The following is a 17,129-nucleotide window of genomic DNA, read 5'->3' as shown; positions in this document are numbered from 1 at the left end:
AGCCACTGTGATCAGAAGAGTGCAAGGTCGCAAGTAGGATCTTGCATCCAGGTCAGCCAGCCGCAAGGCCGCGTGACGTGGCTTACGTGCGCAAGCGCGAGGTCGCTGACATCATCGAGCCGGAACACAGGCCGTCCCCGCGCGTTGGTGCCGTGCGGGGACGATCCGACCTCGGTTCCCCCAGAAGTCCCAGGTACTACGCGGGATGGTCTTGTCCAGGAGCAGCCGCGTCCAGCCCAACGCAACGGCGCGGTAACCCTGAGGTCGACCCCGTACCGGATCATCCAGGCCCGCCGCTCTTCGACGTCGTGTTCGGGCGGTGCAGCTGTCACACTGCACCCGACGCTGACCGCGCGTAGAGGTGATCGGGGCACCTCTCGCCGTGGACCAGCGCGTCACACGGTCCGGCGTAGATCCGGTCGGGGTGGGCGGTCGATGACCCGGCGCATCCGAGCGACGACATGAGTGATCTCGTCGTGCAGCTCGCCGGCGTCCGGGTGCAGGTGCAATGCGAGCAATCCGATCAGCCATCGGGCCGTGCCCGCGGTTGACTCGGTCGGCGGAAGCAGGTGCGGGTTGCACTCGTGTACCTCACGCGCCCAGGTAGAGATCGTGGACGCCAGAACCCAGCTGATTTCGCTGGCTCCCTTGTGGGAGGGCATCGGCCTGATCGCCGGGGCTGCGGTGACGTCGCTGCTGGCGGCCATCGTGTGCTGCCGGGACAGGGGGATTCCCCAGCTCGGCGACCAGGCCCCGTTCGTCGTCGGGTGAGACGAGTTCGCGGAGCGCACTGAGCAGCCCGGCGAGACATCCGCCGCACAGTAGCCCGCAGCCGGTGACGCGCCAGCTCGAGGCATGCCGAGGGGCCCGTCGCCGGTGTGGCCGACGGGCTCCTCGGGGCTCAGACGCGATGCAGGGTGTTGCGGCGGGGATGTCGGAGCGGATCCCGGTACTGAGGCGGGATGAATTCCGGTAACCCGTCGGCCGCCATCCGTACTTCCCAGTCACCGTGATGGATCAACCGGTGATGAAATCCGCAGAGCAGCACCAGATTCCGAAGATCCGTCGGCCCGCCGTCTGCCCAGTGATGAATGTGGTGAGCATGGCAATTCTTGGGTTTCCGATGACAGCCAGGGAACGCGCAACCCCCGTCGCGGATGTTCAACGCCCGGCGCTGGCCCGGTGTGACGAACCGTCTGAGTCGCCCCACATCGAGGGGTTCACCCGCGGCGCTCAGCACGACCGGCAGCATCAGGCAGTCACAGGCAGCGAGGCGGGCTTCCCTCGCGGTCATCGTGCCGACGAAATCCAGGCACGCGGTCCCGAGACCGGATTTGAGTTCCTCAAGCCCGATGGTGACGTTCACCAACGTCCGGTACCCGCTGGTACCGGGCTGGTCCGGGCAGGCGATCGCCAGGTCGAGGAGATCGACCCACGCGTCACCCATGCGCTCGCATTTCATCCGCAGGTCCGCCTGGCCGAACTCGTCGACGGGTCGTGGCTGGGCGTAGGCCTCGAGTGCGGCGGCGGTGCGGGCACCGGTCTCGTCATCGAGCAACCCGGTCAGCTTCCAGAACCCGTCCTTGCGGCGCTCCAGGGTGATCTCCCGGCGCGGCTCAGCAGGTTCCGGGTCTTTCGGCTCGTTCCCGTCGGGGTCCAGTAACGCCAAAAGGTTCGCTTCAGCGTCCGCCAACTGGCGAGGACCAGCGTCGCGAGCGAGGGTGGCGAGAATCTTCTCCGCGTTCGCCCGATCCTCCACTGAGGTGTCGGCCGGAAGTCTCTTCAAGATCTCCAGGATCTGATCGATCCGCTCATCCCCGACCAACCCCTCGGCCGCAACCGCAGCGGTCGTGGGCAGCGCGGCCGGAACCTCGGTGCCGTCCAACGCCCGGGACGGGTTTAACGCGATGGCCCGCTTCACCACCGCACCCGCCTCACCGACCGACAACCCCGCCACATCCGCGAACCATGCAGCCGTACGGCCATACCCGTACAAATCCTTGACACCCCGAGACTCGACCTCCGCCAAATACCGCCCCAAACCCGCGGTAGCCATCCGAATCACCCGCAAAGACTGCTGCACGCCATGAGCAAGCTCCAGCTTGCCAGCGCGCCACAACTCCTGCGGCAACTCGGGAAGGAAAGTCTCGGACACCCCTCCAGAATACCGCAATTCATCGAACACGTGTTCGTAATTTTAAGCAACCGCCAAAAAGAAACAGGAACCACTGAAGAGTGAATCAGGCCGTCGACCTGAATCACTCTGCGCAAGGCCCCCGAAAGGCAATTAGCCGACTAATTGCGGAGGATTCAGACCCCCTCGACAACTCGCGAGCGCCCCGGAAGCCGAAGTGCGGCCGCGACACCTCCAACGGCGACGAGACCGACGAACCCGAAGACGACAGCGAAAGCCAAGGCCGGCCGTGATTCGAGCCACGCCAGGATCGCGCCGGTCACGGCCACTCCGGTCACCGCACCCACCTGCCGGACCGTGTTGAACAGACCCGAGGCGCCGCCCGCGGCATCGGGTTCGACGGATGCCATCGCGATGGCGGACAGCGGTGACCATGCCATCGCGTTGGCAGCACCCAGAAACGCGGCGCCCACCGAGATCCACCAGGGATTCAGGCTCAACACCACCACCAACCCGATGAGCAGGATACTCGTAGCGAGCAGGCTCATGCCGAGTATCGCCGGGCGTCGCCCGCCCACCCGATCGACCCAACGGCCTGCCGGCGGGGACAACAGGATCGCGACGACCGCGTCCGGCGCGAGGACCATCGCGGCTTCCATCGGACCGAAACCGCGGATCTCTTGGACGTAAAGCATGGTGGGCAGTGCCATCGCGAGAACCGTCGCGCCGAGCGATGCCATCGCGAGACTCGCGGACAAATACCCGGACGAGCGATAAAGCCCCACAGGAGCAAGGGCATCCTCGCCCTGACCCCTTTCCCGAAACCAGAAAAAGACGAGCAGCACACCGGCGAGGGCGGTCGCAGGCACAGAAAGCGGGCTCCACGACAGGAGGGCCCACACCAGAAGACTCAGGCCCGCCGTACTCAACGCGGCTCCGAGCAGATCGAAGCGTGTGCTACTCCCCTGGCTTCCCGGAATCAGGCGGATGCCCAGGACGACGGCGACGGCGCAGAGCGGCACATTGACCCAGAAAATCCAGCGCCAGTCCAGGCTCGCTGTCAGCAACCCACCCAGAATGGGGCCGAGCAAGGTGGCCGCTGCCGCGACCGAACCCCAGATGCCGAAAGCGCGGCCCCGCTCGTCTTCGGCGAAGAGCCGTCGGATCAACGTGAGTGGTTGCGGTGCCATCGCGGCCGCCGCCAGGCCTTGCAGGATCCGGAACGCGATGAGCCAGCCCATCGACGGCGCGAGCCCGCACAGTGCCGAGGCGACGCCGAAGCCTCCCATGCCGAAAAGGTAGACCCGCTTGGGGTCGAACAGATCGCCGAGACGACCGGCGACCAGCAGCGGAACCGAAAACGCCAGCAGATAGCCCGCCGTCACCCAGAAGAGCGCGGCGACATCCCCGCCCAGATCGGCTTGGATGCTCGGGCTCGCCACCGCGACGATGGTCGTGTCGAGCAAGAGCACGAAGAACCCCGCGAGCAGCGCCGCGAGCCCACCCCATCTCGACGGCCCCATAGCGCACACCTTAACGACGATCGCGGTTTAGGGTCGTGCCATGACCGCACTTCCGCGCGGCGGTGCCCCCGCCGAGGCTTTGACCGAGGTCGAAGCGAGCATCGAGGACCGGTGGCGGTCGTTCCTCGCGGAATACGAGGTGACCGCCGGGACGAAAGAGGAAACCGACCTCGCCGAATCGGTCGTCGCCGACACTTCCGTGTTCGAATGGCGAGTCGTCGACGCCGCCTTCGACAGGTTGACCTGCATCGATTGCGGCAACGGGCTCGGCGCGGGTCCCGTCGGCTGTGAGAAATGCGACCAGGCCAACGGCTTCCGGTTCGCGGCCATCGAGACCGACAGGCCCGCCACACCGCCGGGCACCGAGCACGGGCTCCGCGTCGCCACCGCGGTCGCCCGCACCCGGCACCGCTACGGTGCGCGGGCCCGCTGTGGTTTCGAACTCGGCCTTCCGCTACTCCTCGAGGGCGAGCTGCCCGGTACGGCTCAAGCGCAGGCGTACCGGGCAACGATCAACAAGCTCACGGAAGAGGAATGCGAGCGTGTGACCTCGTTCGAAGAGGTCACCCGGCTCAGTAGTCGTCGCGTCCGGTGAACTGCTGCTCGAGCAGCTCCGCCGAACCCGCGACGAGTTCGAGCGGGTCGGTGAACTCGTTGATGTCGAGGTTCACCAACGGCAGGGAATGGCGCAGCACCAGGTGCTCTCCCATGACCACCAGTCCCCCGACGACGATCGTGTTGCCGATCTCGGTCAGCACGGACTCCAGGTCGACCTCGCTGACCCGCGCGAACGGTGTCGCGATCTGCACCCAGTCCTCACGGCGGTCGAAGACCTCCCGCGCGATGACCACGGTCTGGGCCCGCTCTTCGTAGTCGTCGTCACCATAGGACAACCGGATGCGAATTTCGTCCGTTTCGTCCTTCACCACCCGATATTCGTGCCGTACGAACGCGACCAGATCGGCCCATTCCGCCATGAATTCAATCTCCCTCGCAGTCGAAGATCGAGACTAGCGACAGCGGACGGCCTCGAACCGTGCCTCGTGCCGACATCACCCGGACGAAGCAGCATGCCCATGACTTCGCTCTGGGCCGGTGACAAGGTCCGCCTGTGCGGCAGTGGCGGAGACCCAGTCGGCCAAAGAGCGCGAGGGGGACGAGTCCTGCTCGCCATCGAAACCCTCGAAGACCGGGAACTCGTGGGTTCCGGCGCCGATCGACGGGCAGGCCGGTCACGACCACCAACGCCGCGGACGCCGCCCGGATTCTGCTCACCTCCATGTTCGGCGAGCGTCGATGCCACAAATGCGAAGTGCACATCTACGCGTCCAACGAGGCGTCGATCGCACCGCATCGGCGACTCGGGCCCCAGGTCGAAGGGCGGCTACGGGAGCACGAGTTCTTCGCCGCGCGGGATCCCTTCACCGTGCAGTGAAGGGATCCCGCCCGGTAGGTCAGCCGCCTTCCGGCAGCCCCGCTCGCGCTTCCTGCGAGGTCAACGGCCGAAGCGACAGCGTGTACTCGTACGTGCTGTCCGGTTGGACCTGACTGCGTTCCCGCACCGGGTTCGGCGTGTCACCGACCCCGGTCACCGCGTGGCTCGCGTGCAGCGTGAACCAGCCCTTGTTGCGCTGCAACTGGAACGGATACGCCGCCCGGTCGAGATCGTCGAACGGTGTCACGCTGACGTCGTTCGCGCCGCCGACCAGCAGGCCACCGGTCCGGCCGTCGGTGAGCAGCGCCCACCGGCTGTCGGTGTGGTTGCCGTGGTCCTGTGGCCGGTGGTACTCGACGTACTGCTGGTCCACCGTGCTCGACTGCACGCCGATCGGCGTGCCGTCCTTGCGGTCGACGTAGCTCTCGGCTTTTCGCCCATACCAGGTGAACCGGTCGTATCGGTCCGGTACCGCGAGCGAGACTCCGATCCGGGGCAGATACGGCAGTGTGCGCACGCTCCCTTGCGGCACCACCCGGTTGCCGAGGCTCAAGGTCCCGGTCCGGTCGACGGCGTAGGTCATCGTCTGGTCGAACCACGCCCCCGCGACGTCGGGCGCCGCGACCCGGCTGTCGACGATCACCCGCACGCCACGCGAGCCGTCCTTCTCGACCCGCACCCCGGTGACCGTGGTCTTCAAGCGATCCAGACCGGCCTTACGCCAGTCCTCGCCCTCGGCCCTGCCCCAGGCGAAGGTCTCGTTGCTGATGGGCGCCCGCCACGCGTCGAGCTTCGGCCCGGCGGTCAGCAGTTCCTTGCCCTGGTGCCGGATGGACGCCAGCGCGCCGGTGGCCTTGTCCACCTTGTACGTGACACCCGCCGCCGACGCCGTCACCGAACCCGCGTCCTCGACGACCCCGACGGACTTCCCGTCGAGCGGACTCCGGTCCAGCCCGGGAATCCGCTTTCCGCCCAAGGAGAACTGGTCGTGTGCCAGCACGTGCCCTCGCGCGAGCATCGGCTCGCCCTGGGTCGTCACCGCCTCGACGGTGAGGAACCGCTCACGGTCCGAGGGATTCGGCGGCACGGGCACGGCGATCCGCCCGGTCGTCCCGGCGGCGACCCGCAACGGCTGCTCGCCCCGGGCGACGATCCGGGAGCCTTCCTGGATCCGCCACCGCAGGTTCAGCTCGTCGGTGCCCTTGAACTGACGCTCGTTGGCCACCGACAACGAACCACCCGAGTAAGCGAACCGGAGCGGCTGATGCGCCCACGCCATCTGCGCGGTCTCCGGCTGCGCCGAACGATCCGAGTCGATCAGACCGTCCACACCGGACAGACTGGAGCCGTAGGACAGGTGGCTTCCCCGGTCCGCGACGCTGTCGAAGTCCAGCGCCAGGACGGCACCGCCCGCCGGGGTGGAGCCGGACAGTTCCGCCGCGGACAGCGGCTTGTCGTAGATGCGGACGTCGTCGACGGCGCCGCGACCCATCCAGCCGATACTCGACGGGTCGTTCCACGACGTCTCGAAGTCACGGCCGATGTTGACCTCCGCCGAAGACGAGTCGATCGCGCCGGTGAACGGTTTGCTCCCGATCTCCTTGCCGTCGAGATAGAGCCGCAAGGCGGTTCCGTCGTAGGTGCCGCTCACCCGGTGCCAGTTGCCGTAGAAATCGGCGGGCACCTTCGCCTGCACCGCCTGCCACGTTCCACTGTGGATGAAGAACTCCAGGGTGTCCTGCGTCTTCATCTTGAGCGCGTACTGGTGGTCGCCCTTGCCGAGGATGCGGAAATCGCCGGTCCACTTCCCAGGCTTCACCCAGGCGTCGAGGGTCAGCGCCTTCCCGGTGATGTCGAGCTTCCGGTCGCGGTAGACCTCGACGAAATCGTCCAGGCCTGACAGGGCCAGCGCCTTGCCGCGATGGCCGTCGACCAGCTCCGGCTTCCCGCTGAGGTGCGCCGAGATGTCGTTGCCCGACGAATCGGGCGTGATCCGGATCCGCTGCCGGATGTTCTGCTCCGCCCAGTCCCAGATGAACCCGCCCTGGGTCTGCGGATTCGCCCGGATCGTGTCCCAGAACTCCCGGAAGTTGCCGAGGCTGTTGCCCATGGCGTGGGCGTACTCGCCGAAGATCAGCGGCTTGGTGGTGTTCTTCGCCTGCTCGGCGAACTTCTCCGGAGACGGATACCGCGGACCCCACACGTCCGCGAACGGCGCGTCCCCGTCCGGGCTGTTCGACTGGTGGTAGATCGGCCGGGTCGGTTCGTTCGCGTCCAGCCATTCCGCCAACGCGAAGTGATGCGCGCCGAGGCCCGCCTCGTTGCCGGTGTCCCACAGGAACACGCTCGGGTGGTTCTTGTCCCGTTCGACCATGCCGATCATGCGGTCGAAGAACGCGTCACGCCACGCCGGGTCGTTCGCCTGGCAGTACTGAGCGCAGTTCTCGTGGTTGTGGGTCTCGATGTCGATCTCGTCGTCGATCCACAGCCCGTGCCGGTCGGCCAGTTCGTAGAAATAGGGATCCGACGGGTAGTGCGAGGTGCGGACCGCGTTGACGTTGAGCTGCTTCATCAGCGCGACGTCGCGTTCCTGCGCGCGCCGGGGCACGTGCCTGCCGTGGTCGGGGTCGGTCTCCGCCCGGTTGACGCCCTTGAAGAGCACCCGTTTCCCGTTGACCAGCAGCTGTTTGTCGCGGATCTCGATCTCGCGGAACCCGACCGTCTCGCTGGTGATGTGCGTGACGCGGCCGTCGGGAGCGGTCAGTGTGAGGACGGCCGTGTACAGGTTCGGTGTCTCGTCGGTCCACTTCGCCGGATTGCGGACGGGCAGGTTCAGCGTGGTCTTGCCACCCGCATCCACCTCCCCGCTCGCGGTCCCGGCCTCCTTGCCTGCGGCGTCGCGCAGGCTCAGCCCGACTCGGTGCCGGCCCGTGGTGCCACCGGGTTTGGTGGCGACCTCGACCGTGGCCTTGAGGGTGGCGTCGGTGTAGGTCGCGTCGAGGTCGGTCGTCAGCCCGACGTCCTGGATGAACGTGCCCGGCGTCGAATGCAGGGTCACCGAGCGGAAGATGCCCGAGTACCGCCACTGGTCGACGTCCTCCAGATAGGCGCCCGCGCTCCAGCGGTGCACCTGCACGGCGATCCGGTTCGGGCCCGGGCGCAGCGCGGAGGAGATGTCGAACTCCGCCGGTGTGTAGCCGCCCTGGTCGTAGCCGATGTACTTCCCGTTGACCCAGACGAAGTACGCCGACGTGACACCCTCGAAGCGCAGGAAGGTCAAGCGTTCCGTCCAGTCCGCGGGCAGGGTGAAGTCACGGACGTAGGCGCCGGTCGGGTTGACGTCACGCGGGACGCGCGGCGGGTCGTCGGGCTGGATCTCGGTGGCGATGTTGCGGAAGATCGGGTGGTCCAGACCGTCCGTCTGCCAGGTGTGCGGGACGGAGACCTCGCGCCAGCGCGACGCGTCGTAGCCGTCCTCATGGAATCCCGCCGGTACCTGTGACGGGTTGTCCGCCATCGCGATCCGCCACTTGCCGTCGAGCGACTGGGTGTAGGGACTGCGTTCATCTCGGCGGGCCGCGGCCGAGACGTCGGCGTAGGGGCGAAGGAATGCGTGCGGTGGCTCCTGGCCTTCGGCGACTTTGCGTGGATCGTCGAGATAGGACTGGACGTCGGCGACGGCCGGAGTGACGGCCGCGACGAGGGTCCCGGCGAGCATCGCCAGGACCAGGACGATGGGGCGTGTTCGCAGCACTGCGTTCAACCTCCCAGAGAGTTCAGCTGAGCCGGAAGCTGACCCGTTGACGATCCCGCACCGCGGTACCGGGACGGAAGACCAAGATCCTTCCCTTGTCGTGGGCCAAATAGGTGGCAGGTTCACCCGGGAGGCGGAACGACACCGCCAGCCGGTCGGAAAGGCCCGGCACCTGGGTGAAACTCGCCGCCCGGCCGTACGCGTCGCTCTCCTCGTACGGATCGATCCGCACGGTCGTCGCGTCCACGACCCGGACGTACCGGTCCGGGAAGTTCACCGACTGCAGGGCGACGGTGCCCGCGCCACGGAACCCCGCGACGATGCGGAACTGCGAATCGGCGAGCTCGCGGACGTTGCCGTCGGCGGTCAGCCGGTACTCGTAGTGCCGCACGTACAACGCCGGATCGTCCAACGGGGACAGTCGCACGCAAGGCCCGCCCTTGCCCACCGGCACACCGAAACTCGGTGTCCCGTCGTCGTTCCAGTACAACCGTTGCACCCGCGTGTGCCGGTTCGGGTCGTACAGCGGATCGCCGGTGATGTCGCGGTAGTCGCGGGCGTGGTACACGAGCACGTCCGAGCCGTCCTCGGCGACGGTGAACGAGTTGTGCCCCGGCCCGTACTGCCGGGTGGCCTCGTTCGTGGTGAACACCGGCTGCGGTGACTTCGTCCACGAACGCGGGTCGAGCAGGTCCGACCGTTCGTCCGCGGTCAGCAAGCCCATGCAGTACCGGGCGTCGGTGGCGCTCGCCGAGTAGGTCATGAACACCCGCCCGTTGCGGATGAGCACCGCCGGCCCCTCGTTGACCTTGAAGCCCTGGATCTCCCAAGGCAGGGTCGGCACCGCGAGCCGGACGGGATCGCCCTTGAGCGCCAGCGGCGAGGCCATCTCGGCGAGGTACAGGTTGCTGTTGGTCGCGATCCCGGGTTCGCTCTGCGCCCAGGCGAAGTAGCGCTTGCCGCGATGCTCGAACGTCGTCGAATCGAGGGTGAAGGTGTCCCACTTGGTCACCATCTGCCCGCGCAGCACCCAGGTACCCGCGCGCGGATCGTCCGCAGTGGACTCCAGTACGTAGGTCCGGATGCGGAACACGTCGTCGGAGTCACCCGCGGCGAAGTAGACGTACCAGCGCCCGTCGATCCGGTGCAGTTCCGGCGCCCAGATGTGGCCGCCCATCTTGCCCGACGACGGACGCCGCCAGATCGTCGTCTCCCTGGCGGTGGCCAGGCCGTCGATCGTGGCGGCGCCGCGCACGACGATGCGGTCGTATTCGGGTACCGAACCGGTCAGGTAGTACATCCCGTTCACCGGCCGGGTGACGAACGGGTCGGCCCGCTGTTCGACCAGCGGATTCCGGGTGGTCAGCGACGCGGGAGCGGCCTCGGCGGCTTGGGCCTTACCCGGCGCCAGGCTGCCGACGGCGGTGACGGCCAGGAGCCCGCCTCCGGCTCTGAACAGGTCACGACGGTCGATGGTCATGGTCATCCCCTCACTCGGGCCGGGAACCGCAGGAAGGTCACGGAGTTCGACGGGAAGGTGTAGGTGAAGGTGTTCGACACGCCGGAGAACCGCGATTCACGGGGCGCGATCGGCGTGCTGAAAGCCGTGTTGACGTCGTCCGGCGAGCCCTGGAGCGTCGTCACGCGGGCGGTGGAACCCGGCTGGACACGGGTGCCGAGATCGACGCGGGTCCGGGCGGCCGAGGCCTGGGCGTTGACGACCTTGACCACGAGTTCGCCGGTCTTGACGTCGCGGGTGACGACCTGGCGGAACGGCTCGGCGACCTTGTCGTCGGTGAACGAGCCCCACTTCTGCCCGTCGAGGAACAACGTCACCTGACGGCCACGGACCTCGACCCGCAGGTCGTACTGCCTGCCGGTCTCGATCTTGGTGTCGTTCTGGAGCAGGGTCGATTTACCCCCGCCTTCGGTCTTCTCGACGGCCGAGACGGTGTTGTTCCAGCCGCCGAGGTTCCACCAGTAGTTGTTGCCGGTGTCTTTGACGCCGAACGCGACCAGGAAGCCTTCCCTGCCGCCGGTCTTGGTCGCCTTCACCGAGAAGTCGTAATTGCTCCAAGCCGGATCCCCCGCGGTCACCAGAGTGTTCTCGGCGGCTTGGTCGGACTGGACGTAGGCCCCGTTCGACACGGCCCAGGAGCCCCGTCCGGCCACCTTCGACCAGCGCGAGTCGTCACCGGAGAAGTCGTCCGAGAACAGCTGCGCCCCGCCGGCCGACGTGACCTTGACGTCGTCGTAGGCCGCGCTCGTCGCCCAGGTGGACAGTCCGATCGCGCCCGAGATCGGCGCGACCGTGGCGGGCGTGGCCGACGCCTTGCTCGGGACGACGTGGTCACCCACGTTGGTCATGAACAGCTTCTGCGTCTCGTAACTGGCCGAAGCCCACGAACGCTGGTTGTCGAACCAGATCATGTCCGGTTTCCACTGCACGTAGTCGGTGTTCACCAGCAGCGGCGCGTACGACGCGAGCTTGACGACGTCGGCGTTCCGCTCCAGCCCGGTCATGTACGCGGCTTCGGCCAGCGCGTTGCCGAACTTGTTTTCCAGCGACGCGTACTCGCCGAGGAACACCTTCGGGCCGTTGCGGTCGTAGGTGTCGTACCGCTGGTTGTTCTGCAGGAACCACTGCGGACTGTTGTAGTAGTGCTCGTCGACCATCGAGACCTTCGCGTTCCGGTTCAGGTCCCACAGCCGGTCGAACGTCGTGCCGGTGTCGTCCGGTCCCGAGTTGCTGATCACCGTGATCCCCGGGTACTTCGCCGCGATCGCCTTGCGGAATTCGGTGAAGCGGGCGAAGAACTCGTCGGGCAGGTTCTCCTCGTTGCCGACGCCGACATGCGTCAGGTTGAACGGCGCCGGATGCCCCATCTCGGCCCGCTTCTTGCCCCAGGTCGAGGTGACCGGGCCGTTCGCGAACTCGATCAGATCGAGGGTGTCCTGGATGTGCCGCCGCAGCAGCGCCGGGTCGTCGGTCGCCTTGTTCTGCCCGCAGCCGGTGACCAGCGCCGGCACCACGGGCAGCGGCATCGCGCCGATGTCCTCGGAGAACTGGAAGTACTCGTAGTAGCCGATGCCGTAGGACTGGTTGTAGCCCCAGAAATTCGCGTTCGTGGCCCGCTGCTCGACCGGGCCGATGGTGTCCTTCCATTGGTACGAACGCTTCCGCTCCCAGTTCGGCGCCTCGTAACCCTGGTGGCTGCCGGTGTTGACCAGGCAGCCGCCGGGGAACCGCACGAAACCGGGTTTGAGCGCGGCGATCTTCTCGGCGAGGTCGGCCCGCATGCCGTTGGGCCGGTTCTTGTAGGTGTCGCGCGGGAACAGCGACACCATGTCCAGCCGCAACGTGCCACCGCCGGACGCGGTCAGCGCGAGCCTGCCCAGGGCACTCGACTCCCGCGCGCGGAAGGCGCCGGTGTACTTCACCCAGCCGTCGCCGCGGACCTGCACCCGCAGCGGATCGGCGAGCGCCTTGCCCGCCGGATCGGTGACGGCGGCGGTGAGCGGGGTGCCCGCCGCGCGATCTGTACGCGCGAAGACCGAGAAGTCGTACTGCTTACCCTTCTCGACCCGGATGCCCGAGTTGTAGCCGGAGTTCGCGACGCCGTACTCACCGCCGACGAGGTCGAGCTTGAGATAGCGGCGGTTCCGTTCGTTGAGCCGCCGGTCGTCGTCGGCCACCGTCGCCGTGCCGATGCCCCCGTTGAGCGACGTGGGTGCCCACGACGTCAACGGCGTGTACGACGCGTTGTCGGCCTTGTCGTACTCGAAGGAGCGGTTCTGCACGAGTTCCGCGTACAACCCGCCGTCCGCGGCGCGGTTGATGTCCTCGAAGAAGACGCCGTACATCGAACGGTCGATCGCGGCACCGCGTCCCGCCGCGTCCACGGCGAGGCTGTAGTCGGTCGTCGGTGTCTGGCCCGAAGCGGTCTGAACGGGCACGAGGACACCGGCGGCGATGGTCAGGGACAGCACACTGATCCGGGTTGACCTGCTGCGCACAGCACTTCCTTTCGCGACGTTGCGAGTCATGAGTGGCGATTCGGGTCAGCACCCCTCTCGCGCAGGGCTGACCCGGTGCGAAGTGTCCACAAGGGACACTTCGCACCGATTGCGCGCCCGATTGATGTTATAAAGTCCGGTTCTCGCGCGGGTCGTGAGTGATAAAGAGGGTTAGAACGACCATTGACACTCACGACCCTCAAGCAAAGCGCCCAAATCGGGCACGCAAGGCGGTCTTGGTGTCCCTTGTGGACAGTGAGGCCGCCGATCAGCCCGACAGGCCGGTCTCCGGCACGCGGCACGCGACATTTGACCTTCCCTCGGATCGCTACTCACGACCGTCAGGCGGCGGTGCGAGCCCGCCGTTTCGTCCAGATGTCGTAGGCGACGGCAGCGAGCAGCACGAAACCCTTGACCAGGTTCACGCTCTCGGTCGGCGCGCCGATGAGGGACATCCCGTTGTTGATCACGCCCATGATGAGGCCGCCGGTGATCGCGCCGACGACCTTGCCGACCCCGCCCTGGACCGCGGCGCCACCGATGAACGCCGCGGCGATCGCGTCGAGTTCGAACATGTTGCCCGCGGTCGGCCCGGCCTGGTTGAGCCGTCCGGCCACGATGATCCCCGCCAGGGCCGACAGCACGCCCATGTTGACGAAGATCCAGAACGTCACGGACTTGACCTTCACCCCGGACAACGTCGCGGCCTGGAGGTTCCCGCCGATGGCGTAGATGTGGCGGCCGAACACCGCCCGCGTCGTCACCAGCGAGTAGCCGATCACCAGCACGGACAGCAGGATCAGCACCCACGGCAGGTTCTTGTACCGCGCCAGCTGCACCACCACGAACAGCACCACGGCGGCCGCCGCGACGATCTTCAACAGGAACATCGGCAGCGGGTCCACCTCCTGCAGGTAGTTCAGCCGCGCCGTCCGCTTGCGCCACCGTGAGACGACCGCGCCCGCGATGGCCAGCGCGCCCACCAGGAGGCTGACGACGTCGGCACCGCCGAGCGGGCCGAGCCCGATGTTGCCGAGGTAGCCGCCGGTGAACCCGTTCGCCAGCGTCCGCACCTCGTCCGGGAACGGGCCGATGCCCTGGTTCCCGAGCACGGTGAGGGTCAGCGCGCGGAAGATCAGCATCCCCGCCAGCGTCACGATGAACGCGGGGATGCCGAAGTAGGCGACCCAATACCCTTGCCATGCCCCGATCACCGCGCCGACGGCCAGCGTGATGAGCAGCGCGATCGGCCACGCCATGCCCATGTTCACCATCAGCACGGCCGAGATCGCGCCGGTCAGCGCCACCACGGAACCCACCGACAGGTCGATGTGCCCGGCGATGATGATCAGGATCATGCCGATCGCGAGGATCAGCACGTACGAGTTCTGCACGATCAGGTTCGAGATGTTCTGCGGTTCCAGCAGCGCGCCGCCGGTGAGGAACGAGAACAACACGACGATCAGCGCGAACGCGACGTAGATGCCGCTCTCGCGCGGGTTGAACGAGATCCGGCGCGGCGCCCTGGCCTGCCCGGCTCCCTGCTGGTCACCGACACCGGTGACGGTGTCGGCGGAGGCGGTGCTCATGTCTTACTCCTGTTCCCTGGTCATCGCCCGCATGAGGACCTCTTGGGTGGCCTCGGCCCGGCCGACCTCACCGGTGATCCGGCCCGCCGACAACGTGTAGATCCGATCGCACAGACCGAGCAGCTCCGGCAGCTCGGACGAGATGACCAGGACGGCCTTCCCCTCGTCGGCGAGCCGGTTGACGATCGTGTAGATCTCGTACTTCGCGCCGACGTCGATGCCGCGGGTGGGCTCGTCGAGGATCAGCACGTCCGGATCGGTGAGGATCCATTTGGACAGCACGACCTTCTGCTGGTTGCCGCCGGAGAGCGTGCCGGTCACGCTGCGCACGTCCGGTGCCTTGATGTTCATGCTCTTGCGGAATTCCTCCGCGACACGATGTTCTTCGTTCTCGTCCACCCAGCCGCGCCGGGCGAGTTTGCCCAGCGCCGCGCCGGAGATGTTGCGCTGGATGTCCTCGATGAGGTTGAGCCCGTAGCGTTTACGGTCCTCGGTGGCGTACGCGATCCCGTTGGCGACGGCGTCGCCGACCGTGCGCACCTCGATCTCCTTGCCGTCCTTGATCAGGCGACCGGAGATGTCCTTGCCGTACGAGCGGCCGAAGACGCTCATCGCGAGCTCGGTCCGGCCGGCGCCCATCAGCCCCGCGAGACCGACGATCTCGCCGCGCCGCAACGTCAGGCTCGCGCCGTCCACGACCACCCGGCCGTGCTGCGTCGGGCTGTGCACGGTCCAGTCCTCGATCCGGAGGACCTCGTCACCGATCCGCGGTTCCCTCGGCGGGAACCGGTTCTCCAGCTTCCGGCCGACCATCCCGGCGATGATCCGGTCCTCGGTCACCGTGCTCGCGTCGAGCGTCTCGATCGTCCTGCCGTCCCGCAGGATGGTGATCGAATCGGCGATGGCGGCGATCTCGTTGAGCTTGTGCGAGATCAGGACGCAGGTCACGCCGTCGTCGCGGAGGCCGCGCAGCAGTTCGAGCAGATGCGCCGAGTCGTCGTCGTTCAGCGCCGCGGTCGGCTCGTCCAGGATCAGCAGTTTGACCTCTTTGGACAGTGCCTTGGCGATCTCCACCAGCTGCTGTTTGCCCACACCGATGTCGAGTACCGGTGTCACCGGGTTCTCCCGCAGGCCGACGCGCCGCAGCAGCTCGCCTGCCTCGGAGTTGGTCCGGTTCCAGTCGATCAGCCCGCCGCGCGCTTTCTCGTTGCCGAGGAAGATGTTCTCCGCGATGGACAGCTGCTGGCACAGCGCGAGTTCCTGGTGGATGATCACGATGCCGCGGCGTTCGCTGTCACGGATCGCGGAGAACGCGCACGGCTCGCCGTCGAAGACGATCTCGCCGTCGTACGAGCCATGCGCGTAGACGCCCGAGAGCACCTTCATCAGCGTGGACTTGCCCGCGCCGTTCTCGCCGCAGATCGCGTGGATCTCTCCCCGGCGCACCGACAGGTTGACGTCCTGCAGCGCCTTGACGCCGGGGAAGGTCTTGGTGATCCCCCGCATCCGAAGGATTTCGTCGGTCACGTCGCTACCTCAGCTGTTCCGCTTTGTAGTAGCCCGAGTCGATGAGTTCCTTCTGGTAGTTCCCCTTGTTGAGGATCACCGACTCCAGCAGGAACGCCGGGACGACCTTCTGGCCGTTGTTGTAGTCGGTCGTGTTGTTGGTCTCGGCCTTGCCGCCCTTGAGCACCGCGTCGGCCATCTTGACCGTGGTCTCGGCGAGTTTGCGGGTGTCCTTGAAGATCGTCGAGTACTGCTCGCCCGCGATGATCGACTTCACCGACGCGACCTCGGCGTCCTGGCCCGTGACCACGGGGTACGGCTGGCCCGGGGTGCCGTAGCCGTTGCTCTTCAGCGCCGAGAGGATCCCGATGGAAAGCCCGTCGTACGGCGAGAGCACGCCCTGCACCTTGTCTCCGGAGCTGTAGGTCTTGGTCAGCAGGTCTTCCATCCGCCGCTGCGCGGTCGCCGCCTGCCAGCGCAGGATCGCCGCGACGTTGAACGCGGTCTGGCCGCTCTTGACGACCAGCGTCCCGTTGTCCAGATACGGCTTCAGCACCGACATGGCGCCGTTGAAGAAGAACGTCGCGTTGTTGTCGTCCGGTGAACCGGCGAAGAGTTCGACGTTGAACGGTCCCTTGCCCTCACCGGGCGAACCGTCCTCCTTGAGCACCTTGAGCCCGGTGAGCAGCGACGTCGCCTGCTGCACGCCGACCTTGAAGTTGTCAAAGGTCGCGTAGTAGTCGACGTTCGGGGTGTTGCGGATCAGCCGGTCGTAGGCGATGACCGGGATCTTCTTGTCCGCGGCCTCCTGCAGCTGGGTGGTGATCGCGGTGCCGTCGATCGAGGCGATCACGAGCAGCTTCGCGCCCTTGGTGATCTGGTTCTCGATCTGGTTCACCTGGGTGGGGATGTCGTCCTCGGCGTACTGCAGGTCGACCTGGTAGCCCAGCTTCTCCAGCGCCGCCTTGATGTTGTCACCGTCGTGGATCCAGCGCTCCGACGATTTGGTCGGCATGGTGACGCCGACCAGGCCGCCCGCGGCACCGCTCGCGGCCGCCTGCTGATCGACGGTCTTCTCACTCGAACCGCAGGCCGTGAGCGCGGCACCGAGGCCGACCGCCACGGCCAGTGTGGCCAGTTTCGTGAACTTCATTGTTCCTTCTCTCCGGTG

The 17,129-nt window shown here is 66.9% G+C and carries 12 protein-coding genes; 3 read left to right on the top strand and 9 right to left on the bottom strand.

What is annotated here, in order from left to right:
• The first annotated feature begins 612 nt into the window (after nt 1-612).
• Nucleotides 613-771 (top strand): hypothetical protein, encoded by a 159-nt coding sequence (locus BLW75_RS42670; protein WP_158005411.1) that lies wholly within the window; start codon nt 613-615, stop codon nt 769-771.
• Nucleotides 772-901: 130 nt separating this feature from the next.
• On the opposite strand, the gene BLW75_RS02330 is transcribed toward BLW75_RS42670, so the two are convergent.
• Both BLW75_RS02330 and BLW75_RS02325 read right to left on the bottom strand, forming a co-directional pair.
• A complete protein-coding gene (locus BLW75_RS02330; protein WP_091596559.1) occupies nt 902-2,155 on the bottom strand; it encodes an HNH endonuclease signature motif containing protein in 1,254 nt (417 codons plus the stop codon).
• A 155-nt stretch (nt 2,156-2,310) separates the two neighbouring features.
• Nucleotides 2,311-3,657: an MFS transporter gene (locus BLW75_RS02325; protein ID WP_034323809.1), complete on the bottom strand. Its 1,347-nt coding sequence runs from the start codon at nt 3,655-3,657 to the stop codon at nt 2,311-2,313.
• 40 nt (nt 3,658-3,697) lie between these two features.
• Between BLW75_RS02325 and BLW75_RS02320 the strand changes: the two genes are divergently transcribed.
• Nucleotides 3,698-4,252: a hypothetical protein gene (locus tag BLW75_RS02320; protein ID WP_034323806.1), complete on the top strand. Its 555-nt coding sequence runs from the start codon at nt 3,698-3,700 to the stop codon at nt 4,250-4,252.
• Here BLW75_RS02320 and BLW75_RS02315 read toward each other — a convergent pair.
• On the bottom strand, nt 4,230-4,634 hold the full coding sequence (locus BLW75_RS02315) for an LYR motif-containing protein (RefSeq protein WP_034323802.1): 405 nt from the start codon (nt 4,632-4,634) through the stop codon (nt 4,230-4,232). The genes BLW75_RS02320 and BLW75_RS02315 overlap by 23 nt on opposite strands.
• Before the next feature lie 302 nt (nt 4,635-4,936).
• Between BLW75_RS02315 and BLW75_RS42100 the strand changes: the two genes are divergently transcribed.
• Nucleotides 4,937-5,092, top strand: a complete 156-nt coding sequence (locus tag BLW75_RS42100) for a GNAT family N-acetyltransferase (protein WP_143055282.1) — start codon at nt 4,937-4,939, stop codon at nt 5,090-5,092.
• Nucleotides 5,093-5,111: 19 nt separating this feature from the next.
• On the opposite strand, the gene BLW75_RS02310 is transcribed toward BLW75_RS42100, so the two are convergent.
• From BLW75_RS02310 to chvE, 6 genes are all read right to left on the bottom strand, one after another.
• A complete protein-coding gene (locus BLW75_RS02310) occupies nt 5,112-8,846 on the bottom strand; it encodes a glycoside hydrolase family 2 TIM barrel-domain containing protein (protein WP_034323799.1) in 3,735 nt (1,244 codons plus the stop codon).
• A gap of 22 nt (nt 8,847-8,868) precedes the next feature.
• Nucleotides 8,869-10,326, bottom strand: a complete 1,458-nt coding sequence (locus BLW75_RS02305; protein ID WP_241784144.1) for a family 43 glycosylhydrolase — start codon at nt 10,324-10,326, stop codon at nt 8,869-8,871.
• Between the two features lie 2 nt (nt 10,327-10,328).
• On the bottom strand, nt 10,329-12,863 hold the full coding sequence (locus tag BLW75_RS02300) for an alpha-L-arabinofuranosidase C-terminal domain-containing protein (RefSeq protein WP_034323794.1): 2,535 nt from the start codon (nt 12,861-12,863) through the stop codon (nt 10,329-10,331).
• A gap of 341 nt (nt 12,864-13,204) precedes the next feature.
• Nucleotides 13,205-14,452: a multiple monosaccharide ABC transporter permease gene (gene mmsB, locus BLW75_RS02295; RefSeq protein WP_034323789.1), complete on the bottom strand. Its 1,248-nt coding sequence runs from the start codon at nt 14,450-14,452 to the stop codon at nt 13,205-13,207.
• 3 nt (nt 14,453-14,455) lie between these two features.
• The gene (gene mmsA / locus BLW75_RS02290) at nt 14,456-15,979 is read right to left on the bottom strand and encodes a multiple monosaccharide ABC transporter ATP-binding protein (RefSeq protein WP_198935859.1); all 1,524 of its coding nucleotides are present in this window, start codon (nt 15,977-15,979) and stop codon (nt 14,456-14,458) included.
• 4 nt (nt 15,980-15,983) lie between these two features.
• Complete coding sequence (chvE, locus tag BLW75_RS02285) at nt 15,984-17,111, bottom strand: multiple monosaccharide ABC transporter substrate-binding protein (RefSeq protein WP_034323787.1); 1,128 nt, start codon at nt 17,109-17,111, stop codon at nt 15,984-15,986.
• Nucleotides 17,112-17,129: the final 18 nt, after the last annotated feature.

It is taken from the genome of Amycolatopsis lurida (assembly GCF_900105055.1).
Lineage (GTDB): Bacteria > Actinomycetota > Actinomycetes > Mycobacteriales > Pseudonocardiaceae > Amycolatopsis > Amycolatopsis lurida.
The sequence above is the reverse complement of the archived record's forward strand: the minus strand, read 5'-3'. Positions and strand labels throughout refer to the sequence as shown.

What these genes read in the sequence shown, in the direction of transcription:
- mmsB (WP_034323789.1), bottom strand. Translation starts at nt 14,452, where the DNA reads ATGAGCACCGCCTCCGCCGACACCGTCACCGGTGTCGGTGACCAGCAG.
- BLW75_RS02315 (WP_034323802.1), bottom strand. Translation starts at nt 4,634, where the DNA reads ATGGCGGAATGGGCCGATCTGGTCGCGTTCGTACGGCACGAATATCGG.
- BLW75_RS02325 (WP_034323809.1), bottom strand. Translation starts at nt 3,657, where the DNA reads ATGGGGCCGTCGAGATGGGGTGGGCTCGCGGCGCTGCTCGCGGGGTTC.
- BLW75_RS02320 (WP_034323806.1), top strand. Translation starts at nt 3,698, where the DNA reads ATGACCGCACTTCCGCGCGGCGGTGCCCCCGCCGAGGCTTTGACCGAG.
- BLW75_RS02305 (WP_241784144.1), bottom strand. Translation starts at nt 10,326, where the DNA reads ATGACCATCGACCGTCGTGACCTGTTCAGAGCCGGAGGCGGGCTCCTG.
- BLW75_RS42100 (WP_143055282.1), top strand. Translation starts at nt 4,937, where the DNA reads ATGTTCGGCGAGCGTCGATGCCACAAATGCGAAGTGCACATCTACGCG.
- chvE (WP_034323787.1), bottom strand. Translation starts at nt 17,111, where the DNA reads ATGAAGTTCACGAAACTGGCCACACTGGCCGTGGCGGTCGGCCTCGGT.